The organism is Saccharopolyspora sp. NPDC047091, from assembly GCF_040643635.1.
Taxonomy (GTDB): Bacteria; Actinomycetota; Actinomycetes; order Mycobacteriales; family Pseudonocardiaceae; genus Saccharopolyspora_C.
Genome location: NZ_JBEYUS010000030.1, coordinates 1 through 22932, shown reverse-complemented (window position 1 = coordinate 22932; position 22932 = coordinate 1). Strand labels below are relative to the sequence as shown.

Annotated in this window: 21 protein-coding genes and 1 riboswitch; of the genes, 9 read left to right on the top strand and 12 right to left on the bottom strand. The window is 72.9% G+C overall.

Annotated features, from left to right (window positions below; all coding sequences use genetic code 11):
• The first annotated feature begins 4 nt into the window (after positions 1–4).
• From ABZ805_RS15330 to ABZ805_RS15320, 3 genes are read left to right on the top strand one after another with little or no spacing between them, the layout of a single operon-like run.
• Complete coding sequence (locus ABZ805_RS15330) at positions 5–1147, top strand: outer membrane lipoprotein carrier protein LolA (protein ID WP_358439906.1); 1143 nt, start codon at positions 5–7, stop codon at positions 1145–1147.
• Positions 1147–2124, top strand: coding sequence for an ABC transporter ATP-binding protein (locus tag ABZ805_RS15325; protein ID WP_358439904.1), 978 nt, complete (start codon positions 1147–1149; stop codon positions 2122–2124). The genes ABZ805_RS15330 and ABZ805_RS15325 overlap by 1 nt, the downstream gene beginning before the upstream one ends.
• On the top strand, positions 2121–2984 hold the full coding sequence (locus tag ABZ805_RS15320; protein WP_358439901.1) for an ABC transporter permease subunit: 864 nt from the start codon (positions 2121–2123) through the stop codon (positions 2982–2984). Before ABZ805_RS15325 ends, ABZ805_RS15320 begins: the two co-directional genes overlap by 4 nt.
• An 89-nt stretch (positions 2985–3073) precedes the next feature.
• On the opposite strand, the gene ABZ805_RS15315 is transcribed toward ABZ805_RS15320, so the two are convergent.
• Genes ABZ805_RS15315 through ABZ805_RS15305 form a run of 3 tightly spaced genes read right to left on the bottom strand, consistent with a single transcriptional unit; the run spans position 3074 to position 6752 of the window.
• Entirely contained in the window at positions 3074–4111 is a 1038-nt protein-coding gene (locus tag ABZ805_RS15315) for an ABC transporter ATP-binding protein (RefSeq protein ID WP_358439898.1), read from the bottom strand.
• Complete coding sequence (locus tag ABZ805_RS15310; RefSeq protein WP_358439895.1) at positions 4111–5709, bottom strand: iron ABC transporter permease; 1599 nt, start codon at positions 5707–5709, stop codon at positions 4111–4113. Before ABZ805_RS15310 ends, ABZ805_RS15315 begins: the two co-directional genes overlap by 1 nt.
• Entirely contained in the window at positions 5706–6752 is a 1047-nt protein-coding gene (locus tag ABZ805_RS15305; RefSeq protein WP_358439892.1) for a thiamine ABC transporter substrate-binding protein, read from the bottom strand. Before ABZ805_RS15305 ends, ABZ805_RS15310 begins: the two co-directional genes overlap by 4 nt.
• Positions 6753–6798: 46 nt before the next feature.
• Positions 6799–6909: riboswitch (TPP riboswitch) on the bottom strand.
• A 69-nt stretch (positions 6910–6978) separates the two neighbouring features.
• Between ABZ805_RS15305 and ABZ805_RS15300 the strand changes: the two genes are divergently transcribed.
• Complete coding sequence (locus ABZ805_RS15300; protein ID WP_258343104.1) at positions 6979–7272, top strand: 4a-hydroxytetrahydrobiopterin dehydratase; 294 nt, start codon at positions 6979–6981, stop codon at positions 7270–7272.
• 69 nt (positions 7273–7341) lie between these two features.
• Here the strand turns inward: ABZ805_RS15300 and ABZ805_RS15295 are convergent, their stop codons facing one another.
• Entirely contained in the window at positions 7342–8307 is a 966-nt protein-coding gene (locus tag ABZ805_RS15295) for an FAD-dependent oxidoreductase (RefSeq protein WP_358439889.1), read from the bottom strand.
• A 441-nt stretch (positions 8308–8748) separates the two neighbouring features.
• Between ABZ805_RS15295 and ABZ805_RS15290 the strand changes: the two genes are divergently transcribed.
• Entirely contained in the window at positions 8749–9180 is a 432-nt protein-coding gene (locus ABZ805_RS15290; RefSeq protein ID WP_358439887.1) for a DUF6157 family protein, read from the top strand.
• Positions 9181–9258: 78 nt separating this feature from the next.
• Here ABZ805_RS15290 and ABZ805_RS15285 read toward each other — a convergent pair whose 3' ends face one another.
• Together ABZ805_RS15285 and ABZ805_RS15280 are read right to left on the bottom strand one after the other, a co-directional pair.
• Positions 9259–9645 carry a DUF2255 family protein gene (locus ABZ805_RS15285; protein WP_358439884.1) on the bottom strand — a complete coding sequence of 129 codons (387 nt, stop codon included), beginning with the start codon at positions 9643–9645 and terminating at the stop codon, positions 9259–9261.
• Positions 9646–9808: 163 nt separating this feature from the next.
• Positions 9809–10729 (bottom strand): alpha/beta hydrolase, encoded by a 921-nt coding sequence (locus ABZ805_RS15280; protein WP_358439882.1) that lies wholly within the window; start codon positions 10727–10729, stop codon positions 9809–9811.
• A gap of 189 nt (positions 10730–10918) precedes the next feature.
• Between ABZ805_RS15280 and ABZ805_RS15275 the strand changes: the two genes are divergently transcribed.
• Positions 10919–11806, top strand: coding sequence for a helix-turn-helix transcriptional regulator (locus ABZ805_RS15275; RefSeq protein ID WP_358439880.1), 888 nt, complete (start codon positions 10919–10921; stop codon positions 11804–11806).
• A gap of 30 nt (positions 11807–11836) precedes the next feature.
• On the opposite strand, the gene ABZ805_RS15270 is transcribed toward ABZ805_RS15275, so the two are convergent.
• Positions 11837–12295, bottom strand: coding sequence for an acetyltransferase (locus ABZ805_RS15270; protein ID WP_358439878.1), 459 nt, complete (start codon positions 12293–12295; stop codon positions 11837–11839).
• A gap of 403 nt (positions 12296–12698) precedes the next feature.
• On the opposite strand from ABZ805_RS15270, the gene ABZ805_RS15265 reads away from it, so the two are divergent.
• Together ABZ805_RS15265 and ABZ805_RS15260 are read left to right on the top strand one after the other, a co-directional pair.
• Positions 12699–13535 carry an NADPH-dependent oxidoreductase gene (locus tag ABZ805_RS15265; RefSeq protein ID WP_358439875.1) on the top strand — a complete coding sequence of 279 codons (837 nt, stop codon included), beginning with the start codon at positions 12699–12701 and terminating at the stop codon, positions 13533–13535.
• Positions 13536–13568: 33 nt separating this feature from the next.
• Positions 13569–14174, top strand: coding sequence for a TetR/AcrR family transcriptional regulator C-terminal domain-containing protein (locus tag ABZ805_RS15260; RefSeq protein ID WP_358439872.1), 606 nt, complete (start codon positions 13569–13571; stop codon positions 14172–14174).
• Between the two features lie 138 nt (positions 14175–14312).
• Here ABZ805_RS15260 and ychF read toward each other — a convergent pair whose 3' ends face one another.
• The 4 genes from ychF to ABZ805_RS15240 all read right to left on the bottom strand — a co-directional run bounded on the left by ychF (position 14313) and on the right by ABZ805_RS15240 (position 20380).
• Complete coding sequence (ychF, locus tag ABZ805_RS15255) at positions 14313–15389, bottom strand: redox-regulated ATPase YchF (protein ID WP_358439869.1); 1077 nt, start codon at positions 15387–15389, stop codon at positions 14313–14315.
• A 283-nt stretch (positions 15390–15672) separates the two neighbouring features.
• Positions 15673–16008: a hypothetical protein gene (locus ABZ805_RS15250; RefSeq protein ID WP_358439866.1), complete on the bottom strand. Its 336-nt coding sequence runs from the start codon at positions 16006–16008 to the stop codon at positions 15673–15675.
• 242 nt (positions 16009–16250) lie between these two features.
• The gene (locus tag ABZ805_RS15245; RefSeq protein WP_358439864.1) at positions 16251–19202 is read right to left on the bottom strand and encodes an SMC family ATPase; all 2952 of its coding nucleotides are present in this window, start codon (positions 19200–19202) and stop codon (positions 16251–16253) included.
• Entirely contained in the window at positions 19199–20380 is a 1182-nt protein-coding gene (locus tag ABZ805_RS15240; protein ID WP_358439861.1) for an exonuclease SbcCD subunit D C-terminal domain-containing protein, read from the bottom strand. The genes ABZ805_RS15245 and ABZ805_RS15240 overlap by 4 nt, the downstream gene beginning before the upstream one ends.
• 292 nt (positions 20381–20672) lie before the next feature.
• Between ABZ805_RS15240 and ABZ805_RS15235 the strand changes: the two genes are divergently transcribed.
• The gene (locus tag ABZ805_RS15235) at positions 20673–21602 is read left to right on the top strand and encodes a DNA recombination protein RmuC (protein ID WP_358439858.1); all 930 of its coding nucleotides are present in this window, start codon (positions 20673–20675) and stop codon (positions 21600–21602) included.
• Positions 21603–21609: 7 nt separating this feature from the next.
• On the opposite strand, the gene ABZ805_RS15230 is transcribed toward ABZ805_RS15235, so the two are convergent.
• Positions 21610–22560: an alpha/beta hydrolase gene (locus tag ABZ805_RS15230; RefSeq protein ID WP_358439856.1), complete on the bottom strand. Its 951-nt coding sequence runs from the start codon at positions 22558–22560 to the stop codon at positions 21610–21612.
• Positions 22561–22932 lie beyond the last annotated feature (372 nt).

Genomic DNA, 22932 nt, shown 5'->3' with positions numbered 1-22932 from the left:
CCGCATGAAACGCAGGAACGTCATGGTCGCCGCCTCGGCGGGTGGACTGGCGGGGCTGCTCGGCCTCACCGTGCTGAGCCTGCCGGCCGGCGCGGACGAGGACCCGCAGCTACCGCCGGTCGCGCCGGAGCAGCTGGTCGAATCGGTGCTGACCTCGACTCCCCCGGCGCTGACCGGCACGGTGCGGGTGGACAACGCGCTCGGGCTCCCCGCGCTGCCGGGCGTCGACGGCGGGGCTGGCTCGATGCTGGGCGACGGGAGCAGCACGCTGCGGGTGTGGAACGACGGGGAGGGGCACAAGCGCGCCTCGCTGCCCTCGTCGTCCGGCGAGGTGACCGTCGTGGACGACGGCACCGCGCTGTGGAAGTGGGACTCGGAGTCCCGCACCGCCACCAAGACCACCAAGCCGGAGCACCCGGGCGACGCGGACGGCCGCGGACCGCTCGGCCACGGCGGCGAGGACGTCGACCGGGACCCGGCGGCGCTCTCCCGGGACATCGTGGAGCGGCTGCGGCAGACCAGCGACGTCGCCGTGGACGGCACCGCGACCGTCGCGGGCCGGGACGCCTACGAGCTGGTGCTGACGCCGAAGCCGACCGAGCGCACCGTGCTGCGCGAGGTCCGGCTCGCGGTGGACGCGCAGACCCGCTCGCCGCTGGAGGTCACCGTGCTGACCAACGGTTCGGACGAACCGGCGCTGCGCGCCGGGTTCTCCGAGCTCGACCTGTCCCAGCCGGACCCGGCGATGTTCCGCTTCACCCCACCGGCCGGTGCGAAGGTCGAAGAGGCCCCTGCCGGGGATCGGCACCACCGGGAAGGTCGCCCGGAGGACCGTCCGGAGCACGCCGGGCAGCACCCGACCGTCGTCGGCGACGGCTGGGACACCGTGCTGGTCGCGCACCTGCCGCAGCAGGCGGCGCAGCAGGACCGCCCCGGTTCGCCGCGCGGCGAGGACGGGAAGCGCGGTGGCGAGCGGATGAACCCGCAGGCGATGGCGCAGCAGCTGGGCAAGCCGATCAACGGCCCGTGGGGTGACGGCTGGCTGATCAGCACCAAGGTCGGTTCCGCCCTGGTCACCTCCGACGGGCGTGTCGCGGCCGGTGCGGTTCCCGAGCAGGTGCTCACCGCCGCGATCGGGACTCCGTGATGACCGAAGTGGCCGACCAGGCCGAGCAGGCGGGGGCGGCGACGTCCGCCCCCGCCGCGGTCGAGGTGTACGCCGCGCGGACCTCGGGTCTGCGCAAGACCTACGGCGACACCGTGGCGGTGGCGGGCATCGATCTCGCCGTGCCCCGCGGCGCCGTGGTCGGGGTGCTCGGGCCGAACGGTTCGGGCAAGACCACCACGATCCGGATGCTGCTGGGCTTGATCAAGCCCACGGCGGGCTCGGTCGAACTGCTGGGGCACGCGTTGCCGGACGAGTCCGACCGCGTGCTGCCCCGGGTCGGGGCGCTCGTCGAGGGCCCGGGCTTCCACCCGTTCCTGTCCGGGCGGGAGAACTTGCTGCGGTGCGCCGCGATGGAACCCGACCTGGCGAGCGCGGACATCCGGGCCGCGGTGGACGGGGCGCTGCACCGCGTCGGGCTGGCGGCCGCCGCGGGTCGCCGGTTCCGCGGCTACTCGCTGGGCATGAAGCAGCGGCTGGGGTTGGCCGCGGCCCTGCTGGTGCCGCGGGAGCTGGTGGTGCTCGACGAACCGACCAACGGGCTGGACCCGGCGGGCACCAGGGAGATCCGGCAGATCATCGCCGAGCTGCACGCCGTCGGGACGACCGTGCTGGTGTCCTCGCACCTGCTGTCCGAGGTGGAGGCGACCTGCACGCACGTGGCCGTGATGCACCGGGGCACGCTGGTCGCGCAGGGCGAGCTGGCGGGCCTGCTGGAATCGGGCGGGCCGCACCTGGTGGTCGCCACGCCGGACCTCGACGCCGGGCTGGAAGCGCTGCGGGACAGCGGGATCTCGGCGCGGACCGAGCAGGGCGCACTGCGGGTGGAACTGTCCGAAGTGGACGCTCCGGAAGTGGTGGCGACGCTGGTCCGCGCCGACGTCGGGGTGCACGAGGCACGTCGCGGGCGCGCGGGCCTGGAAGACCTGTTCGCCCGGCTCACCGAGGAGGAATCATGACCGCCCCCGCACCGGCCGAGGCTGTCGCGGCCCCGCAGGCGCGCCGCTCAGCACCGCTGGGCAGGGTGCTGCTGGCCGAGTTCCGCTGGGTGCTGCGGCGGCCGCGGAACCTGCTGGCGCTGCTGATGCTGGCGGGGCTGCCGGTGCTGATCGGCGCGGGCATCGCGTTGACCGGCGGTCCGAGCCGCGGCGGCGGGCCACCGGTGCTCAGCGCGGTCGCGGGCAACGGGCTGGTGCTGCCGGTGGCGAGCATCGTGCTCGCGCAGACGATGCTGCTGCCGCTGGTGGTGGCGATGGTCGCGGCGGACGCGATCGCCGGCGAGACCTCGCACGGCACGTTGCGCGGGCTGCTGATCGCGCCGATCAGCCGGGTTCGGCTGGTGGGCGTCAAGGCGGCCGGCGTGCTGCTGATGGTGCTGCTGTCCGTGCTCGTGCTGGCGGTCAGCGGCCTGCTCACCGGTTTGATCATCGTCGGCGGTGACGGCCTGGTGACCTTGTCCGGGACGACGCTGTCGCTCGGCGCGGCGCTGGGGCGCATCGCGCTGGCGGTGCTGTGGTGCGCGGCGCAGATGGCGGCGGTCGGCGCGGTGGCACTGGCGCTGTCCTCGCTGACCGAGCACCCGCTGGTGGTGATGACCGGGACCATGGCGGCGCTGATCGTGTTCGGCGTGCTGGGCACCGTGCCGTCGCTGGAGTGGATGCGCCCGCTGCTGATCACCACCGACTGGTCGGCCGTGATCGACGTGCTGCGGGATCCGATCTTCACGGACACCTTGTCCACGGGCCTGCTGCGCGCCGGTTGCTACCTGGTGATCGGTCTCTCGGCGACAGTGCTGCGCATGGTCACCCGGGACGTCTGATCGAGGTCCGGTGCGGTGGCTTCCGCGGCCCTGGAACCACCGCACCGGAGCCGGACGGCTCGCGAACGCGGCGGACGAAGCAGGCGAGGTCAGTCACCGCCGACGAGCGCGACCCCGTCCGGGTCGAGGCGCAGCCGGACCTCGTCGCCGACCGCGGGAGCGTCGGCGATGTGCGCGACGGCCTCCACCTGCCCGAGCTCCGGCACGGTGACGGCGAGCCGGACGTGGTCGTGCCGGTGCACCCGCTCGCGCACCGCGCCGAGCGGTCCTGCCGGTGCGGGATCGCCGGGCCGGATGCGCCGGGCGCGCACTCCGGCGGCTCGCAGTCCGAGCCGTGCCGCCCCGTCCTTCGCGGTCACGTCGACGGCGCCGAGCGCGCAGGTCGCCACGCCGTCGCGGACCTCCGCGGGCAGGAAGGTGGTGCAGCCGAGGAACGCGGCCACCTCCTCGTCCGCGGGATGGCGCCACAGCAGGTCGGGAGTGTCGGCCTGCAAGATCGTGCCGCGGGCCATGACGGCGACCCGGTCGGCGAGGGTGAACGCCTCGTCGTGGTCGTGCGTGACGACCAGCGCGGTCGACTCGCCGCGGCCGAGCAGTGCGGCCAGGTCCACCGCGAGCCGCTCGCGCAGCATCCGGTCCAGCGCGGAGAGCGGTTCGTCCAGCAGCAGGAGCTCCGGATCGGCGGCCAGCGCCCGAGCCAGCGCGACCCGCTGCGCCTCGCCCCCGGACAGGTCGGTGACCCGCCGGTCCTCGTACCCGGCCAGCCCGACGAGTTCGAGCAGCTCGGCGACGCGCGCCGCCCGGGCCGCGCCGCCGACGCCGCGCATCCGCGGGCCGAACGCCACGTTGCCCGCCACGTTCCGGTGCGGGAACAGCTGCCCGTCCTGGAAGACCAGCCCGAACCGGCGTTGGTGCACCGGCACGGCGGCGAGGTCGCGCCCGTTCCAGCGCACGGAGCCCGCCGTGGGGCGCTCGAGCCCGGCGACGGCCCGCAGCAGCGTGGACTTCCCGCAGCCGGACGGGCCGAGCAGCGCCAGCACCTCGCCGTCCAGCACCGAGAGCCGCACGTCGCGCACCGCCGTGGTGTCGCCGAAGCGGACGGTGAGCCCTTGCACTTCCAGCCCCATCAGAAGTCCTCCACGGCGTCGGTGCCCACCCGCAGCCGTTCGATGAGCACCACGCCCAGCACGGTGACGATCATCAGCAGCGCGCAGGCGGCGTAGGCGAGTTGCGAGTTGAGTTCGCCCGGCCTGCCGAGCAGCCGGGCGATGGCCACCGGCAGCGTCGGCGCATCGGGCCGGGCCAGGAAGCTGGTAGCGCCGAATTCCCCGAGCGCGACGACGAATCCGAAACCGGCGGCGGCCAGCACCGAGCGCACCGCGAGCGGGAAGTCGATCTCGCGGCGTACCCGCCACGGTCCGGCACCCAGCGTCGCCGCGGCCTGCCGCAGCCGGTCGTCGATGGCCCGCAGCACCGGCAGCACGGTGCGGATCACCAGCGGCGTCACCACCAGCGCCTGCGCGAACGGCACCAGCAGCGGTGAGGTGCGGAGGTCCCCGGGCAGCGAGCCGAGCGTGATCAGGTAGCCGAAGCCGACGGTCACCGCGGACACCCCCAGCGGCAGCATCAGCGCGAGGTCGAGGCTCTCGGCGACGAACCGCCGCCGCACGGCGACGAGCACGAACGAGGCGAGCAGTCCGAGCAGCAGTGCCATCCAGGTGGCGTCCACCGCGGTGCGCACCGAGTTCAGCGCGGCTTCGAGCCCGGTGACCTCCAAGGTTCCGGGCTGCCCGCTGCCCAGCAGCGCGCGGTATCCCGCGAGCCCCCACCCGTCCCGGGTGGACACCGACCGCACCAGCAGCGTGGCGATCGGCGCGAGCAGCGCGCACAGCACGGCACCGGCTAGCCCGACGATCCACCACTCCGCGCCCTGCGGCGGCCGGGCGGTGGTCGCGGGCGCGCGCAGCCGCAGCGCGGTCTCCCGGCGGCGGCGCGCGAGGGTGGCCACGAGCAGCGCGGCGACGACGGCGACCAGCTGGAGCAGGGAGAGCGCCGCGGCGCCGGGCAGGTCCAGCAGTTGCACGGTGCGCAGGTAGATCTCGGTCTCCAAGGTGCGCAGCCGTCCCCCGCCGAGCACCAGCACCACTCCGAAGCTGGTGGCGCTGAACAGGAACACGACGGCCGCCGCCGACCCGATCGCGGGCAGCAGCGCGGGCAGCGTCACCGAGCTGAAGGTGCGCAGTCGTCCGGCGCCGAGCGAGCGCGCGGCGTCCTCCATCCGCCGGTCCACGTGGCTCCACAGCCCGCTGACGGTGCGCGCGACAACGGCGACGTTGAAGAACGCGTTGGCCAGCACGATCGGCAGCACTCCCCCGTCGGCGCCGAACAGCGCCCGGAACGCCATGCCCACGACGATCGTCGGCAGCACGAACGGCACGGTCACCGCGACCCGCAGCAGTCCCTTGCCGGGCACGACGAGCCGGGCGAGCACGTACGCGAGCGGCAGTCCGCAGAGCAGCGCGACGGCGGTGGACGCGGCGGCCTGGCCGAGGGTGAAGCCGACGAGGCGCCAGGTGGACGGCTCGGCCAGCACCGCTCCGACGTCGCCGCGCACGCCGAGCCCGATGATCGCCGCGACCGGCCAGGCGAAGAACACCCCGAGGAAGCCGAGGACGAGCACCGCGGCCAGCGCCACCGGCACCCGGCGCCGGAGTTCGCCGGTCATCCCCGGACCAGCGTCCGCCACTGCTCGACCCACCGGTCCCGGTTGTTCTCCACTTCGTCGGCGGGCAGTTCCCTGGGCCGCGGCGGCAGCGGTGCACTCGCCGTCCACCCCTTCGGCAGCGCGACCCCGTCGAGCGCGGGGTACACGTACATCTGGTCGGCGACCTGGCCTTGGAATTCGGGCGAGAGCAGGAAGTCCACGACTTCTCGCGCCGCCTGCGGGTCCGCGGCGCCGGTGAGCACGCCCGCGTATTCGACCTGCCGGTAGCAGGTGTCGAGCAGCGCCTTGGTGCGCGGCGCTCCGCTGTCGTCGACCTCGGCGGCGGGCGAGGACGCGTAGGACAGCACGATGGGCCGCGGTCCCTGCCCGGTGGATCCGGAGAAGTCCTGGTTGTAGGCCTCTTCCCAGCCGGAGGAGAGCCGCACGCCGTTGGCGTCGAGGGCACGCCAGTAGTCCTGCCAGCCGGGTTCGCCGAAGGCGTCGATGGTGCCGAGCAGGAACGCCAGCCCCGGGGAGGACGTCGTCGGGTCCGGCATCGAGGTGAGGTTCCGGTACCGCGGGTCGGTGAGGTCCTGCAGCGTCGCCGGTTCCGGCAGCCGGTGCGCGGCGAACCAGGCGGGGTCGATGTTGATGCACACGTCGGCGACGTCGATGGCGGTGAGCCGGTCCTGCCCACCCTGGGCGTAGCGCTGGGGTCCGCGGTCGGCCGCGGCGGGCCGGTAGGGGGCGAACACGTCGGAGCGCAGCGCGCGGGAGGCGAAGGTGGAGTCGACGCCGTAGGCGACGTCGCCGAGCGGGGCGGCCTGGGACAGCGCCAGCTTGTTGGTCAGCTCTCCGGCGTCGCCGCTGTTGCGGACTTCCAGGTGGATGCCGCTGCGCTTCTCGAAGTCGGCGAGCAGCGCGGGGTCGGCGACGAACGAGTCGTGCGCGACGAGGGTGACGGTGCGCGCCGCGGTGTCCTCGCCGGAGCTCCCGATGAGCGAACATCCGGTGGTGAGCGCGGCTGCGGCGAGTGCCGCGGCCCAGCGCAGTAAGGGGTTCAACGGTCCTCCCGAGTAGCACACCGGTCTCGGCCACGCGTGCGAACTCGAGCTGATCGCGACACCTCCCTGCGCCGGCATGATCCGGTTCAGGTGCGGACGGTCGAGGGGATTCGCCCCTCCTCTCAGCCCAGCGCGCTGGACTCCCGTGGCGACGGCAGTCTACGTGCCACCACCGGGCCGGGGGTCGACGGTCGCGTTCCGGCCGTCCGACGACCACCATGTGGGCATGACCGAACTGCTGAACGACACCCAGGTCGCCGAGTCGCTGTCCCGCCTGCCGGAGTGGGCCCAGGACGGCACCACGATCGTGCGGAGCGTGGAGTTCGCGAGCTTCCCGCAGGCCATCCAGGCCGTGAACCGGGTCGCGGAGATCGCGGAGAGCGAGAACCACCACCCGGATCTGGACATCCGGTGGCGCACCGTCGTGTTCGCCCTCTCGACGCATTCGGCGGGTGGTCTGACCGCGAAGGACTTCACGCTGGCCGAGGAGATCGACGGGGTGGTCGACGCACTGGCCTGAGCCGCGCCGACCTGGGCCGCGGGCTGCCGTTGCGCGGGGAGCCGGCTCCGCTGCTGCCGCCCCGCCCGGTCAGCGCGTCGGGTGGAGGACGAGTTCGGCGGCTTCGGCGGCGCAGCCCCAGGACAGCGAGACGCCGCAGCCGGAGTGCCCGTAGTCGTGCACGACGGTGGCGCCGCCGAACCGCTCCACTTCGAGGCGGACGGCGTCGCGGCCGGGGCGGAGTCCGACGGTGGCGCCGAGCACTTCGGCCCCGGCGAGCAGCGGTTCGACGTCCGCGCAGCGGCGCAGCACGGCGGCGCCGTCCTCGCGGTCGGGCGTGCGGGACCAGTCCTGCTCGCGCGCGACGCCGCCGAGCACGACGTGGTCGCCGTGCGGCACGTACGAGGTGAACTCGGGGCCTGCGCCGACTTCCACGAAGTACTCGGTGATGCCGGGGTTGCGCACGATGACGTGCTGTCCGCGCACCGGGCGCACCCCGGGGTCGCCGACGAGTTCGTGCGCGCCGACGCCGGTGCAGTTGACGATGCGGTCGGCTTCGCCCGCGGCGTCGGCCAGCGAGGACACCGGGCTGATCAGCAGTTCGCCGCCCGCGGCGAGGAGCCTGCCGGTGAGGTGGTCGAGGTAGCGCGGCATGTCGATCAACGGGAGCGTCGCCCGGTAACCGCTGCGGAATCCGGTGGGCAGCTCGTCGGCGGTGCAGGGGCGCAGGTCGGGCAGCAGCAGCGCTTCGGGCGGCAGCTGGTCGCCGAGGTCGACGCGCGCGGCCATCCGCCCGGTGGCGAGGTGCACCCCGCTGTCCGGGTCGGCCGCGAGCTCGACCAGCCGGTGGTAGGTGTCGGCGACCCACTTGCGCACCCGAGCGGCGGGTTGCAGCAGTGCCGGACCCCAGATCGCGCCGGCGACGGCGGAGGTGGTGTCGGCGGGTGGTTCGTCGGTGCGGACGCGCACCGGCACGCCGGATTCGGCGAGGACCACGGCGGTGCTGAGCCCGATCACCCCGGATCCGATGACCAGAACGGTCCCGTTGGCGGCCATTTCGGCACGCTAGCAGCGTTCCCCGTCGCGCACGGCCTGCTCGGGGCGGGGTTCGCGGGCGCTCGGCGCGGCCCTAGTCCTCGACGATGGTGATCGTTCCGGTGCCGCCGCAGTTGCTGCACCCCTTGCCGTTGCAGTCTCCGCAGATCAGGGTGATGTGCTGCATGCGCACAACGTAAATCGCCTGGTCACGGCGTGCGACTCCGTTGCTCCGGGGTGCGTCGCCGACGGTTCGCGGCGGGCCGCGCTGCGCTACCGGCCCCGCCCGCCTTTCACCCGGACGTGCCCGAGCGGAGGGGGCGGCGGGTCGGAGAATCGCGTTCGCCCGGTGTTCGTCATCGATCGGGGGTCAGCCGATCGCGGTCCGAGGCGAGGAGGACCGGATTCGAGGAGCGGCCGCTTCCCCATCCGACGTCGGTCCCCCGGCGTACCGTTCCGGCCATGGAACGGGTCGATCGCACGAACACGTTCATCGAGGTGGCCGAGGACTGCCCGGTCACCACCGCGACGGTGCCCCCGCTGAACGCCGAGGCGCCGTCGGTCGCCGCGCGCACCTACCGGCTGATCACCGAGCACCCGTACGAGTTCACGTCCGGCGACGTCATCTTCACCGTCTTCGCGGACCGGGCCGCCATCCCGGACGAGGAGCGGGCGGACGCCCGCCGGGAGTTCTTCGCGCGGAGCAGGGCCTGCCTGCGTTCCTCGCCGCTGGGCAAGCGCTACGGCTGGGGCATCCACGCCGACGCCCGCGGCCGCCTGGCCCTGTACGCCGTGGACGGCCCGGAGTACGCGGAGTTCACCTCCGGCCGGCGCACCGGAGAGTCGGGCGAACCGATCACCCGCACCAAGGCGCTGCGCAGCACCCGGGCCTGACCTCCCCGACCCGACCGGCCCGCGCCCTCGGCGAGCGGGCAGGGGGCGCATCCCGGGAGACCGCCCCTGCCCGTGAGCTCAGTCCACGGGGACGACCTCGAGGGTGTTCCGGCGCACGGGCTCGGTCGACATCGTCACCGAATACGGGCTGTCGGAGTACTCGTCGAGGAACGCGGCGTCCACCGCCCGGTTGGTCTCCTCGTCATCAGCGGGAACAGCGGCGAAACGCACGCTCCTCCGCACTCCTCCGGCGGAGATGCGTCCCCGCCCGGTCTCCAGCGCGGGCCCGTACCACTTGCCCCGGGTGCCGTTGAAGGAGCGGATGAAGATCCGACCGCCCACGGGCACCGACCAGATGTCCACGGTCTTCGGGGTGGTGCCGTCGGGCAGGGTCGCTCCGACGGTGGAACAGATCTCCGCGTTGATACAGCCCGGTTCGTCTCCAGTCGGCCCACGTCTCCGCACTCGTGTTCGGCGGCCCTGCGGCCGCGATGTCCGGTTCCGCGTGCCGACTTCCGTGATCGATGCGCCGGGGTGCACGCGTCGGCTCGTGCCCGCACCGGGTCCGGTGGCGGCTCCGCGCGGTGCGCGACACGCGCACCCCGGCGCCGCGCCCCGAGTCGATGCGTCAGATCGTGCCGAAGAAGAACGGAACCAGCTGGGCGACCGCTTCGGCGACCTCCTTCTCGCCGTCGTAGAGCGACATGTGGTTCGCCCCCGCCACGACGTGGAGCGACTTGTCCGCGCTCGCCGCCCGCTCGTGCAAGTCGTCGCTCATCCACTTCGAACCGGCATCGCTGCCCGCGATGAGCAGCAGCGGCTGGGTGAGGAAGACCTCGGCCTCGTGGAAGGCGTCGTAGGTGACGATCTGGCTGAGGCTGCGCGCCGTCATCCAGCCCGGCGCGGCGGGGTGTTCGCAGCGGGGCGTGTGGTAGTACTCCCACGCCTCTTCCAGCTCGGGGTTCGGCGCGTCCTCCCTGTTCATCGGCGCGAGCGGGAACCGGTTGTCCTCGCCCCGCCCGGTGGCGTCGGTGGTCCGCGCTCGGGCGGCCTGGTCCAGCGCCGGTGCCGCATCGGCGGCGGCGACCGAGCCGTCCCAGCCGTTGCGGAACATCTGGCCGACGTTGACCATGCTCACGGTGCCCACGGCCTTGATGCGCGGGTCGTTGATCGCCGCGTTCGCGGTGTACCCGGCTCCGGCACAGACGCCCATCGCGCCGATCCGCTCCTCGTCCACGTACGGCAGGGTGGTCAGGTGGTCGACCACGGCGCTGACGTCTTCGGTGCGGACGTGCGGGTTCTCCAACTGCCGGGGGCTGCCGGTGCTCGCGCCTTGGAACGATGCGTCGTAGGCGACGGTCACGAACCCGTTCTCAGCGAGCTCTCTCGCATAGGTGCCCGCGGTCTGCTCCTTCACACCACCGCCCGGGTGGGAGACGACGATCGCCGGGTACTCCTCGGCCTCGTCGAACTCGGGTGGGAAGTTGATGACCGCGGCCAACGTGGTGCCGTAGCCGTTGCGGGTCTCGATCTCGATGTTCTCGCTCACGATCCTCCTCCGGTGAAACGCCGTGCAGCGCGTCCGGCCGGCTCCCGGCGGACCCGGCTGCACCGGACGCCCTCCACTGTGGGAGCCGTTCGGCGGGTGCGGCAGGTTCGGCCGGAACCCCCTCGACCAGGGCTTCCGGGGTTCCACCAGAGCCTGGATCGGGGCGGCGGGCGCACCTAGCCTCGGGGCATGGCGTCGAAGGACGAGAACGTGCGGGACTTCCTGGCCACCCGACGCGCGAAGATCACACCGGACGTGGCGGGACTGCCCTCGCTCCCCGGCATCCGGCGCGTGCCCGGCCTGCGCCGCGAGGAGGTCGCGATGCTCTCCGGGGTGTCGGTCGACTACTACACCCGGATCGAGAAGGGCGACCTGACCGGCGTGTCCGACGACGTCCTGGATTCCATCGCCCGAGCCCTGCGGTTCACCTCCGACGAGACCGGGTACCTCTACGACCTCGCGCGGACCGCGCGGCGCCCCGCACTCGCCCGCAAGCGGACCAAACCGGCCCGGACGGTTCCGCAACGGGTGCGGCTGCTCATGGACGCCATGCCCCAGACCCCGGTGCTCGCCCACAACAGGTGCCTGGACGTCGTGGCGGCGAACGCCCTCGGCCGAGCCCTGTTCTCCGTCGTCTACGACAGCCCGACGAGGAGCTCCGCGGCCACCCCGCCGAACATGGCGGCGTTCGTCTTCCTCGACCCGGCGGCCGAAGACTTCTACACCGACCTGGACGACGCCGCGAGCGCCTGCGTGCGGATGCTGCGCGTCCAAGCCGGGGCCACGCCGCACGACAAGCAGCTGACCGGGCTCATCGGGGAGCTCTCCACCCGCAGCGAGGACTTCCGCACCCGCTGGGCGGGACACGACGTCGGGCGGCTCCGCGACGGCAGCAAGGCGATCGACCACCGCGAAGTGGGCCACCTCGACCTGGGATTCGAGCAGCTCACGATCGACTCGGCACCGTCGATCGTCCTGTCCGCCTACATCGCGGAGCCTGCTTCGGCGACGGCCGAACGGCTCCAGCTGCTCGCCGCGTGGACCACCGCACCGCCCACCCCGTCCCGGCTGCCCTGACCCGCGCGAGCCGGACCGGGCCGCCACCGGTCAGGGCGCCGCTCGGCCGTCGCGGGACATCCGCAGCAGCGGGTACGGCCGACCTTCGTCGTCGAGCTCGCTGCGCCCGGTGATCGCGAACCTGTGCCGGAGGTAGAACCCGACGGCCTGCGCGTTCTGCTCGTTGACGTCCACGGACATCACCCCGAGCTCGGCCACCGCGTGCGCGAGGAGGGCGCGGCCGACTCCTCGCCCGCGGTGCGCCGCGTCGACGAACAGCATCTCCAGGCTGCCGCCGGACGTGCCCGCGAACCCGACCGGCACGTGCCCGAGCTCGGCGACGCTGATCCGAACCTGCGGGAAGTGTTCCGCGGGCAGGAGTTCCTCGATCTCGGCGCGGTGCCGCGGATCGAGGAACGCGTGGGTGGCGTCGACGGCGCTGCGCCAGATCCGCACGAGGTCCGAGTACTCCTCGGGCCCCGTCGAGTCGCGGATCGTCGGCTCAGCCACGACGACCTGCGCGGTGCAGCGGAGTTCGCCCGGATTCCGATGCGGAGAACCAGGTGCTCAGGCCGCGGAGCACGTGCCGAACCTGCCCGGTGATCCAGCGTGCTCGGTGCGGTGCCAGGACGACCCACACGTCAGCGATGTCCTCCCCAGCCGTGCGCATCCGATGCGGTCTCGTCGTTCGGTTCGCAGCGGAGCGAGCGAGTCGATCCGGCCCCGCGACGTCCGTGGACCTTAGCCGTGCAGCGAGCGTGTTGTCGCCAACGCGTACCCGGCCCGTGCGCCGGACGAGCACGCGCCCGTCGTGTGCGCGAGGTCCTGCCTCCCGGGCCGCGGAGCCGGGAATGCCACGGGTGCGCAGCGAGTTGACGTAACCGAATCCGATTCGGAAAGAAGGACCGTGAGCATGCCGAAGCACGATGCACTCCTGCGCGCCCGCTACGGGGAGCAGCCCACTCCCGCCACGATCTTGTGGAATCAGCAGGTCGAAGCCCTCCTCGCCCACCGCTCGGTGCGGGCCTTCACCGATGAGCCGGTCCCGGAGGGGGCGCTCGAGACGATCGTCGCCGCCGCCCAGTCGGCGTCCACCTCCTCGAACCTGCACCAGTGGAGCGTCGTCGCGATCTCAGAGCCCGAGACCAAGCGCGAGCTGGCGAGGCTCACCCGCAGCGCCCGCACGGACGGCGGCGGCTACGACTTCGTCGCCGACGCCCCGACCGTGCTCCTCTGGGTCGCCGACATGTCGCGCAACCGCGAGATCAGCTCCGCCAGCGGCGGCGACCCCGTCGTCACCGACTACCTGGACGCCTTCCTCATGGCCTCCGTCGACGCGGCCCTGGCCGCCCAGAACGGGATGGTCGCCGCGGAGTCCCTGGGGCTGGGCGGGGTCTACCTCGGCTCGCTGCGCAACCACGCCGAGGAGCTCGCCGAACTCGTCGGCCTTCCGCCGTACGCCTACGTCGTCTTCGGCACGGCCATCGGCATTCCGGACGAGACCCGTCCCAGCGCCGTGCGTCCGCGACCCGCGCAGAGCGTCGTCCTCCACCACGAGAAGTACGAGCACACCGCCCACGAGGAATGGGTGCGCGACTACGAGGCCGCCACCACGGTGTTCAGGGAGGAGAACGGCCTGCGGGACAAGACCTGGGCCGAGGCCGTCGTGATCGGTACCGGTTTCGACTACATGGACGGACGCGAGAACCTGCGCCCGACGCTCCAGCGGCGCGGCTTCGGCCTACGCTGACGCGCGAGCCGATCGACGAAGGAACGAACGAGGATGGCCAGACCGAAGGTGCCGCTGCTGTCGGCAGAGATCATCGCCGACGGCGCGCTCGCGCTCGTCGACACCACCGGGGACATCCAGATGGTCCAGCTGGCGAAGAGCCTCGGCGTCGCCCCGTCCTCGCTCTACGGCCATGTCGGCGGGCGGGGCGACGTCATCGACCTCGCCCGCCGGCGGATGCTCGAACAGATGGGGACCCCCGATGCGCACGACTGGCGCGAAGCCGTCAGCACGCTGCTGCGCGGACTCGCGGGTCTCTACATCAAGCACCGCCGAATCCTCCCGCTGATCTTCGACACCAAGTTCGCCGATGAGCGCTCCATCGCCGCTTACGAGCCGGTTTTCGCCGCCCTCATACGCGGAGGCTTCCCCTTCGACCAGCTGCTCCCGATCATCGGGATGATCGAGTTCCAGGCCTTCGGACTCGCTCAGAGACTGCCCGCGCCGACGATGTCGGACGCCATCCGCGACGCGCTTCCCGCCTATGCGGTCTCCGTCGACAACTGGCGCGACGACTGCGACGTCGCGACCGAACTCGCCGTCTCCGTCCTGGTCGGAGGGTTGGAGAAACTGCGGACGAAATCGGATCGCGGGAGCTGAGACTCCGGAGGCAGGAGCTCACGGCCGGCAATGGCCCGGATCGACCTGCCCCGGCGCTCCGAACCGCGACGCGCTGCGCAGCCGGAGCCGTCCCCGCGGTGGCGAGGCCGACCCCGGCCAGGCTCGTCGCTAGCGGCCTCACACGTTGAAGCGGAACTCGACGACGTCGCCGTCGGCCATGACGTAGTCCTTGCCCTCCATGCGGACCTTGCCGCCGGAGCGCGCGGTGTTCATCGAACCCGCTTCGACCAGGTCGGCGAAGGACACGATCTCGGCCTTGATGAAGCCGCGCTCGAAGTCGGTGTGGATCACGCCGGCGGCCTGCGGGGCGGTCGCGCCCTGCGGGATGGTCCAGGCGCGCGCTTCCTTCGGGCCCGCCGTCAGGTAGGTCTGCAGGCCGAGGGTGTGGAACCCCGCGCGGGCCAGGGCGTGCAGGCCCGGCTCCGGCTGACCGACCGATTCCAGCAGTTCGCGGGCCGATTCCTCGTCGAGCTCGATCAGCTCGGATTCGACCTTGGCGTCGAGGAAGACGGCGTCGCCGGGAGCGACCAGGTCGCGCAGCTCCTGCTTGCGGGCCTCGTCGGAGAGCACGCCTTCGTCGGCGTTGAACACGTACAGGAACGGCTTGGTGGTGAGCAGGTTCAGCTCGCGCAGCTCCGGGATGTCGGCCATCTTCGCGGCGAACAGGGTGGTGCCCTCGTCGAGGACCCGCTTCGCTTCGTTGGCCGCGTCCAGCGCGGGGCGCTTGTCCTTGTGCGTGCGGGCTTCCTTCTCCAACCGCGGCAGCGCCTTGTCCAGGGTCTGCAGGTCGGCGAGGATCAGCTCGGTGTTGATCGTCTCGATGTCGCTGGACGGGTCGACGTTGCCGTCGACGTGCACCACGTCCGGGTCGTCGAACACGCGGATGACCTGGCAGATCGCGTCGGCTTCGCGGATGTTCGCGAGGAACTTGTTGCCGAGGCCCTGGCCTTCGGAGGCGCCCTTCACGATGCCCGCGATGTCGACGAAGGACACGGTGGCGGGCACCAGCTTCTCGGAGCCGTACAGCTCGGCGAGCTCGGCCAGTCGGGGGTCGGGCAACGGCACCACACCCACGTTCGGCTCGATCGTCGCGAACGGGTAGTTCGCCGCGAGCGCGTCGTTGCTGGTGAGGGCGTTGAACAAGGTGGACTTGCCGACGTTGGGCAGCCCGACGATTCCGAGGGTGAGGCTCACGGGCCGTGAGTCTAAGTGGTGCGGGCGGCGATCGGCGCAGGTGGCCCGCACCCGAACCGCGCGCACCCGGTTCGGGTGCGAGCCCGGTTCGGGAGCGAGCCCGGTTCGGGAGCGAGCCCGGTTCGAGTGCGAGACCGGTCCGGACCAAAGACCAGCTCGGGTGCAAGCCCGGTCCGGACGCAAGACCGGTCCGGGTGCCCGGTTCGGACGCAAGACCAGTTCGGGTGCGAGCCCGGTCCGCGGCGCGCCCGGATCGGGCGTCCAGCCGATCGGGGTGACCGCGTCAGTCGTCGTCCTGCTCGCCGTCGCCCTGGTCGTCCTCGCGGTCTTCGTGCTGGTCCCCGTTCTGCTGGTCCCCGTCCCCGTGGTCGTCCGGCTGGTCCCGGTCCTGTTCATCCGGACCCGGCTGATCCCCGTCCTGCTGATCCCCGTCCTGCCGGTCGCCGTCCTGCTGTTCCCCGTCCTGCTGTTCCCCGTCCTGCTGCTCCTGCTGCTCCTGCTGCTGTTGCGGCGGCGGAGCCGGGTCGTCGCAGCCCGCGGTGACGGTGAGCGCGAGGATCGCGCCCGCCGCACCGCCGACGAGCCTGCCGCGGGAACGCATGATCGTGGAGTGAGCCATGACTCCGACATTAAGGAGCAATCCCCCACCTGTCATCCGGCCGCGACGACCCGCTCTCGTCGCGAGGCGAGGGGTGGCGCGACCTCGGCGGTCGTCTCACTGCGGGATCGAGTCCACCGGTGGCCCAGCGGACCACGCCGTCCTCGCGAGAAGACCGCTGAGAACCCGCAGGCGGCCCGGTCGATCAAGGGGCCGGCACGTCAGCGGCTTCGCCGCGGCAACGCAAGATCGGAAGCCGGTGGTCAGGTGTCGAGTTCGATGGTGGAGCCGTTGTCCCGCGACTTCCGGATCCGCAGCCGCACCCCGATGCGCTGGCGCATCTCGTCCACGTGCGAGACGAGGCCGATCACCCGGCCACCGGCGCGCAGCTCGTCGAGGGTGTCCATCACGAGGTCGAGCGTGTTCGCGTCGAGCGTGCCGAAGCCCTCGTCGATGAACAGCGTGTCCAGCAGCGCCCCGCCGGTCTCGGCGGCCACCACGTCGGCGAGGCCGAGGGCCAGCGACAGGGAGGCCATGAACGATTCGCCGCCGGAGAGCGTCTTCGCGGACCGGGTCTGCCCGGAGTAGTCGTCGAGCACGTCGAGCCCGAGCCCGCCGCGGGTGCCGCGCGCGCCCGCGGCGTCGGAGTGCACGAACGAGTAGCGGCCGTCGCTCATCCGCCGCAGCCGCCGGGTGGCGGTGACCGCGACCTCTTCCAGCCGGGCGGCGAGCACGTAGGAGCGCAGCGACATCTTGCGCGCGTTCTGGCCGCGCCCGTTGACGACGTCGGCGAGCGCTTCGAGTTCGGCGTGCTCGGCGAGCGCCGGGCCGAGTTCGTCCCAGGCCGCGCGCAGCCGGGTCGCGAGCTGCCGCACGTCGCGTTCGCGCTGTTCGGCGCGTTGCGCGGTCACGGCGGCGCGTTCGGCGGCTTCGCGGGCGGTGGTGGCGGCTTCGGCGGCGGTGTCCAGCCCGACCTCGGTGTCGGCGTCGATGCCGAAGAGCTCCTCACCGCCGAGCGCGGCCTGCGCGGTGGCGCGCCGCTGTTCGGCGCGGGTGAGGGAATCGGTGAGCTCGCCGCGCCGGGCTTCGTCCCGTTCCGCGCGCAGCGCTTCCTCGACGTCGGTGAAGCCCGCGTCGACGGCCGCGGTCCGCAGCGATGCGCGCTGCTTGGCGAGCCGGGCGTCGGCGTCGTCGCGGGCGGTGCGGGCGGCGACGAGGCGATCGAGCCGCCCGACCTGGTCGAGCAGGTGCGCGCGGTGCGCGTCGATGTCGGCGTGCTCGCCGCGGGCCGCGTCGAGCCGGGCGGCGCGGGCGTCGATCGCGTCGGCGAGACCGGTGCGTTCGGTGCGCGCGGCGGCGATGCGCCGGTCGAGTTCGCCGCGCTGCTCGGTGAGCCGTTGCGCGGCGGAGTCGAGTTCGGCGAGTTCCCGGGTGCGCGCCGGGGTTCGGTCGGCGAGATCGCGCACCGCGTCGCGGTGTTCGGTGGCGGTGGCGGTCTCGGCGGCGAGGTCATCGGTGCCGCGGTCGCCGACGCGGTCCCGCAGCAGTTCGAGGTGCCTGCGCGCCTCGGTCTCGGCCGCGGCGGTGTCGTCCCGGCGGGCTTGGGCGCGTTGTTCGGCCTGCTGGGCGCGTTCCTCGTCCTCGGCTCCGACCGAGTCGTCGACGGCCGAGCGCGGTTCGGGGTGGTCGGCGGAACCGCACACCGGGCACGGGTCGCCCGCGGTGAGCCCGGCGGCGAGTTCGGCGGCCATCCCGGCGAGCCGGCGGTCGCGCAGGTCGAGCACGGTCTCCCGGGCGCGCTGGTGCTCGTCCACGGCGCGGCGGGCGGCTTCGGCGGCCTGGTCGTGGGCCTGCTGCGCGGCGGGCACGGCGCGGGCGGTGCGGAGCAGCTCGGTCAGCTCGTCGACCTTCGCCTCGGCCTGCTCGCGGCGGCTGCCCGCTTCTTTCGCCTCGTCGAGCCGGGTGCGGGCGGCGCTGATCCGGTCGGGCAGCGCGGCCTGCTGCTCGTCCAGCTCGGCGATGGCGCGTTCGTCGGCGTCGATGCCGCGGTCGAGTTCGGCGAGCCGGGCGCGGTCGGTGTCCTGCTTGCGGGCTTCGGGGAGCAGTTCGGCGAGCGCGCCCGCGCGTTCCCGGTGTGCACCGGAGCGCCTGCGCAGGTCGTCGAGCGGCGCGTCCGGGGCGGGGCAGCCGGTTTCGGCGTGCGCCGCTTCGCGGGCGGCCCGGTCGAGTTCGGTCTCGGCTTCGGTGACGGCGCGGCGCGCGGTGAGCACCGGCAGGACCCGCTGGGCGGCGTCGAGTTCGGCGCGCCACCGCTCGTGCTCGGCGCGCCGCGCGTCGAGTTCGGCGAGTTCGGCGTGGGCGCTGCGGACTCGGTGCACCTTGTCGGCGAGTTGGCGGCGGGCGGTGAGCTCCCGTTCCGCGGCGTCGCGCCGGGTGCCGAGTTCGGCGTGCTGCCGCCGGGCCTCGTCGAGTTCGGCGGCGAGGTGCTTCTCCCAGCTCTCCAGCCAGTGCCGCTCGTCGGCGCCGTCCTCGGGGTCCTGCCCGATGACCTGGGCGGTGCGGGCGAGCAGTTCGCGGACCTGCTGCTGGTGGGCGTCGACTTCGCGGCCGCGTTCCCGGCGGTGGTCGACGAACCACTGCTCGACGTCGGCGAACCGCTGGGTGCCGAACAGCTTCTCCAGCAGCTTCTCGCGTTCGGTGGTCTCGGCGCGCAGGAAGTTCGCGAACTCGCCCTGCGGCAGCAGCACGACCTTCGTGAACTGGTCGACGCTCATCCCGAGCAGCCGCTGCACGCTGCGGTTGACCTCGTCGATGCGACTGGAACCTTCGGAGGGCGCGTCGCCGGGGGCGTCGTCGATCCAGGTCAGCGAGGCCTTGGCGTTGCGGGTCGTGGTGCCTTCGCCGCGCTTCTTGCGCTGGTCGTACTTGGGACTGCGCACGATGCGCAGCCGGTGGCCCTGCACGGTCAGCTCCAGTTCGACGGAGGTGACCACGTCGTCGGCGGCGGTGTCGCAGCGCAGCTGCTTGACCTGTTCGCGGGCGCCGGGGACCGCGCCGTAGAGGGCGAAGCAGATGGCGTCGAGCAGGCTGGTCTTGCCCGCGCCGGTGTCGCCGTGCAGCAGGAACAGCCCGTCGGTGCCGAGCGCGTCGAAGTCGACGTCGACCCGGTCCCGGTAGGGGCCGAACGCGGTGATCGTGAGCTGGTGCAGCCTCATTCCCGCACCTCCGCGACCTGCACGGCGTGCAGCGCTTCGGCGAGCAGCGCGCGTTCGCCGCCGGTGGGTTCGGTGCCGCGGCAGTCGGCGACGAACCCGTCGGCGATGGCGATGTCGTCCCGCCCGCGCACCGCTTCGGAGTAGCGCAGTTCCGCGGTGGCGCGCCCGTTCTCCGGCTGCCATTCGAGGTGCACCGCGTGCGGGAACCGCTCCTGCAGGGCGCGCATCCCGTCCACCGGCCGCACGTCGTCGGTGAGCGTCGCGGACAGGAAGCAGTCCTCGTACTCGGCGTACTCGGGTTCGGCGAGCAGCGCTTCGAGCCGGCCGCGGACGGTCGCGAGCGCGCGCGGCACGGGCAGTTCGTGGCGGCGCACCTCGTGGAGCCCGTCGGCGTCGAGGTCGACGAGCCACGCGGACTTCCGCTGCCGCGCCTCGGAGAACGAGTAGGCGAGCGGGCTGCCGGAGTAGCGCAGGTGCTCGGCGAGGGTCTGCGGCCCGTGCAGGTGGCCGAGCGCGACGTAGTCGACGCCGTCGAAGACCGCGCCGGGCACGGTGTCGACGCCGCCGACGGCGATGGGCCGTTCGGATTCGCTGGCGTCGCCGCCGACGACGAAGGCGTGCGCGAGCACCACGGACCGGGTTCCGGCGGGCCGGCCCGCGAGGTCGGCGCGGACGCGGTTCATCGCTTCGGCGAGCACCGGTTCGTGCCCGCGGCCCCGGACCGGTGCCGCGCCGGGCACGTCGGGCGACGAGTCGAGGACCTGGCGCGCCGGATCCGGTTCCAGGTAGGGGATTCCGTAGAAGGCGACGGGCCCGTGCTCGTCGTCGAGCAGCACGGGTTCGTGCAGCCGGGAGATGCGGGTGCGCAGGTGCAGTCCACCGGCGGCGGCGAACTCGCCGAAGGCGCCGACGCGGGCGGCGGAGTCGTGGTTGCCAGGGGTGACGACGAGTCGCGCCCCGGCCGCGCGGAGTGCGCCGAACACGCGCACGCAGGTCTCCACGGCCTCGCCGGAGGGCACGGCGCGGTCGTAGAGGTCGCCGGCGACGACGACCACGTCGACGTCTTCGGCGGTGACCAGGTCGGCGAGCCCGGTGAGGACCGCTTCCTGCTCGGCGAGCAGGTCGCGGCCGTGGAACGTCCGTCCCACGTGCCAGTCGGAGGTGTGCAGCACCCGCATGGCGGTCAAGTTACCGAACGCCTCCGACTCCGATCGCGCTGCGTCGAGGCCGTCGGGACGCGGCCCGCGACATCGTCTTCGCAGGTGATCGACACCGCGCCGGACTCGCGGCGGGTCTCCCGGCGGACCGGCGGACCGTTGCGCCGACACGCGGACGGCGAGTCTGACATGCGTTCCTGCCAGGGAAAACGCGCCGGTTCGGGCCGATCAGGTGGTGCTCGACCCGATCGGAACCGGATCACCGGCCGGATGCGGAATGATCAGCCCCGTTCCCGGCCGAGAGGAGATCGCCATGGGCGTGCTGATCGCCGTCGTGATCGTGCTGGTGCTGCTGTTCGCGGCCGCGCTGGTGCTGATCTGGCGGCTCTACACGGATTCCGCGCACCGCGCCGACGAGGCGCTGCGGATGGTGGAGGCCGAACGCGCCCGCACCGTGGAGCAGCAGGCGGCGCTGCGCCGGTACGAGGTGGCGTTCGCGTCCATCACCGGCCGCGGGGAGCTGGGCGAGCAGGTGCTGGTCGAGACGGCGAAGTCGCTGGGGCTGCGGGAAGGCGTGCACTTCAGCGTGCAGACCGACCTGGCTGGGGGCGGCGCGGCGCGGCCGGACCTGGTGCTCGCCGTCGGCGGCGGCAGGCAGGTGCCGGTGGACGCGAAGGCGAGCCTCGCGGTGTGGGCGGAGGCGATGGAGACCGACGACCCGCAGGAACGCGGCGATGCGCTGCGGGTGCACGTGCGCAACATCCGCTCGCGGGCGGCGGAGCTGTCCGGGAAGGGCTACCAGCGCTGGGCGGACGCGATCTACGGAACGATCATGTTCGTGCCGTCCGACGCGGCGGTGGTGACCGCGCTGGACACCGACCCGAGCCTGCTGTCCTGGCTGCTGGACAAGCGGGTCTTCCTGTGTGGCCCCACGGGTTTCGCGGTGCTGGCCTCGGCGGCGCTGTTCGCGGCGACCGAGCGCACCATCGCCGAGGACATCGAGCAGGTGCGGTCGCAGGCGGTGCGCGCGCAGCGGGCCGCGTCCGGCGCGGTGGAGGCGGTGAACCTGTCCAGCACGCACCTGCAGCGCTTCGTCTCCGCCCGCCGCCGCGAGCTGGACGCGCTGGAGTCGTTCCGCGGCGCGGTGCAGCCGCTGGCGGAGGGTGCGGGCGGTGCCGCGTCGATCGGCACCGTGCGCCGCGAGGAGGAGGGGCTGGTGGGCAGCGACCCGGCCGAGAACTGAGGCCCGATCAGACGTGGGTGGCGAGGAACTCGTCGATCGCGTCCACGATCATCGGCACGCTCGGGCCCGGGGTGAAGCCGTGGTCGAAGTCGTCGTACGGGTGCAGCGACACGTCCACGCCGAGTTCGCGCAGTTCGGCCGCGAAGTTGAGGCTCTGCGCGATCGGCACCAGCGAGTCCTTGGTGCCGTGCTGGATGAGGAACGGCGGTTCGGCGCCGGAGAGGTTGCGGACGGGGCTGGCCGCGGCCGCGTGTTGCGGGCATTCGCTCGGCATGCAGCCGAGGTACTTGCGCACCGTCCGGCGCGAGTAGTCCGACAGCTGCGGGGTGGCCAGTTCCGCTTCGGCACTCAGGTCCGTGGGCCCGAACCAGTCGATCACCGCGCGGATGCCGGTGAGCCCGCCACCGGGTTCGCCGGGGTCGTCGGTGACCGCGCCGAGCTGCGAGACCAGCAGCCCGCCCGCGGAGGCGCCCCACAGGACCACGCGGTCGGCGTCCAAGCTCCACGCGCCCGCGTGCGACTGCAACCAGCGGACCGCGTCCGCGACGTCCTCGACCTGCGCGGGTGCGGGGCCGAGATCGCTGAGCCGGTAGTCCACTGTGGCCACCGCGAAACCGCGGCTGAGCATCCGTTCGGCCGCGAGCGATTCGGCGGCGCCGCCGACGGCCAGGTGCCCGTCGAGCGCCCGGTCGCCCGCGTCCCAGCCGCCGCCGTGCGCGTACACCACCAGCGGGTGCGGCCCGGATCCTTCGGGCAGGAACAGATCCAGCGCCAGCGGCCCGGACGCGCGCGTCGCGTACACCTGACCGGGGACGACGCGCGCCGCGCCGAGGTCGGCGGCGGCCGCGCCGATCAGGGTGCCGCTGCCGGAACCGGCGGAGACGGCGCAGCCCGCGGTCACGGCCAGCACCGCCGTGCCGGCCAGCACCGCGCGCCAGATCCGCCGTGCCGAGCCCATGCCGCCCTCCCGGAGCCGTTGGCTCCGTCCACCGGCGCCGACCGCAGAGGACCTTAACAAGCAACTCACTCGTTCGAGTGGCACTAGTACCAGTCGCAGCGAGACCGAACACCCGACGGCACCGGACGAACGGACCGTTCACCCGACGCAGCAACACCGGCGCAGCAACACACCGGCACCCCACCACCGACCCGCGACCCACAACAGCGAATCCGGGTCCTTCCCGTCAGCGGCGAAGCCGCTGAGCAGCGACCACCCGAGCAACCGGCACACCCGGTGCACGTGGTGGTGCACCGCGGCAAGCGACACGACTTGGGAAATCCTGGCGGTTTTCCCACCACCTGGGGAATCGCGTCCCAGGCGCGCTTCGAC

Excerpts from the sequence above, each read along its gene's own strand:
- ABZ805_RS15315 (WP_358439898.1), bottom strand. The coding sequence starts at position 4,111 with ATGGGGCTGGAAGTGCAAGGGCTCACCGTCCGCTTCGGCGACACCACG.
- ABZ805_RS15230 (WP_358439856.1), bottom strand. The coding sequence starts at position 22,560 with ATGGGCTCGGCACGGCGGATCTGGCGCGCGGTGCTGGCCGGCACGGCG.
- ABZ805_RS15325 (WP_358439904.1), top strand. The coding sequence starts at position 1,147 with ATGACCGAAGTGGCCGACCAGGCCGAGCAGGCGGGGGCGGCGACGTCC.
- ABZ805_RS15290 (WP_358439887.1), top strand. The coding sequence starts at position 8,749 with ATGGAACGGGTCGATCGCACGAACACGTTCATCGAGGTGGCCGAGGAC.
- ABZ805_RS15265 (WP_358439875.1), top strand. The coding sequence starts at position 12,699 with ATGCCGAAGCACGATGCACTCCTGCGCGCCCGCTACGGGGAGCAGCCC.
- ABZ805_RS15260 (WP_358439872.1), top strand. The coding sequence starts at position 13,569 with ATGGCCAGACCGAAGGTGCCGCTGCTGTCGGCAGAGATCATCGCCGAC.
- ABZ805_RS15330 (WP_358439906.1), top strand. The coding sequence starts at position 5 with ATGAAACGCAGGAACGTCATGGTCGCCGCCTCGGCGGGTGGACTGGCG.
- ABZ805_RS15310 (WP_358439895.1), bottom strand. The coding sequence starts at position 5,709 with ATGACCGGCGAACTCCGGCGCCGGGTGCCGGTGGCGCTGGCCGCGGTG.
- ABZ805_RS15275 (WP_358439880.1), top strand. The coding sequence starts at position 10,919 with ATGGCGTCGAAGGACGAGAACGTGCGGGACTTCCTGGCCACCCGACGC.
- ABZ805_RS15320 (WP_358439901.1), top strand. The coding sequence starts at position 2,121 with ATGACCGCCCCCGCACCGGCCGAGGCTGTCGCGGCCCCGCAGGCGCGC.
- ABZ805_RS15240 (WP_358439861.1), bottom strand. The coding sequence starts at position 20,380 with ATGCGGGTGCTGCACACCTCCGACTGGCACGTGGGACGGACGTTCCAC.
- ABZ805_RS15250 (WP_358439866.1), bottom strand. The coding sequence starts at position 16,008 with ATGGCTCACTCCACGATCATGCGTTCCCGCGGCAGGCTCGTCGGCGGT.
- ABZ805_RS15300 (WP_258343104.1), top strand. The coding sequence starts at position 6,979 with ATGACCGAACTGCTGAACGACACCCAGGTCGCCGAGTCGCTGTCCCGC.
- ABZ805_RS15245 (WP_358439864.1), bottom strand. The coding sequence starts at position 19,202 with ATGAGGCTGCACCAGCTCACGATCACCGCGTTCGGCCCCTACCGGGAC.
- ABZ805_RS15295 (WP_358439889.1), bottom strand. The coding sequence starts at position 8,307 with ATGGCCGCCAACGGGACCGTTCTGGTCATCGGATCCGGGGTGATCGGG.
- ABZ805_RS15235 (WP_358439858.1), top strand. The coding sequence starts at position 20,673 with ATGGGCGTGCTGATCGCCGTCGTGATCGTGCTGGTGCTGCTGTTCGCG.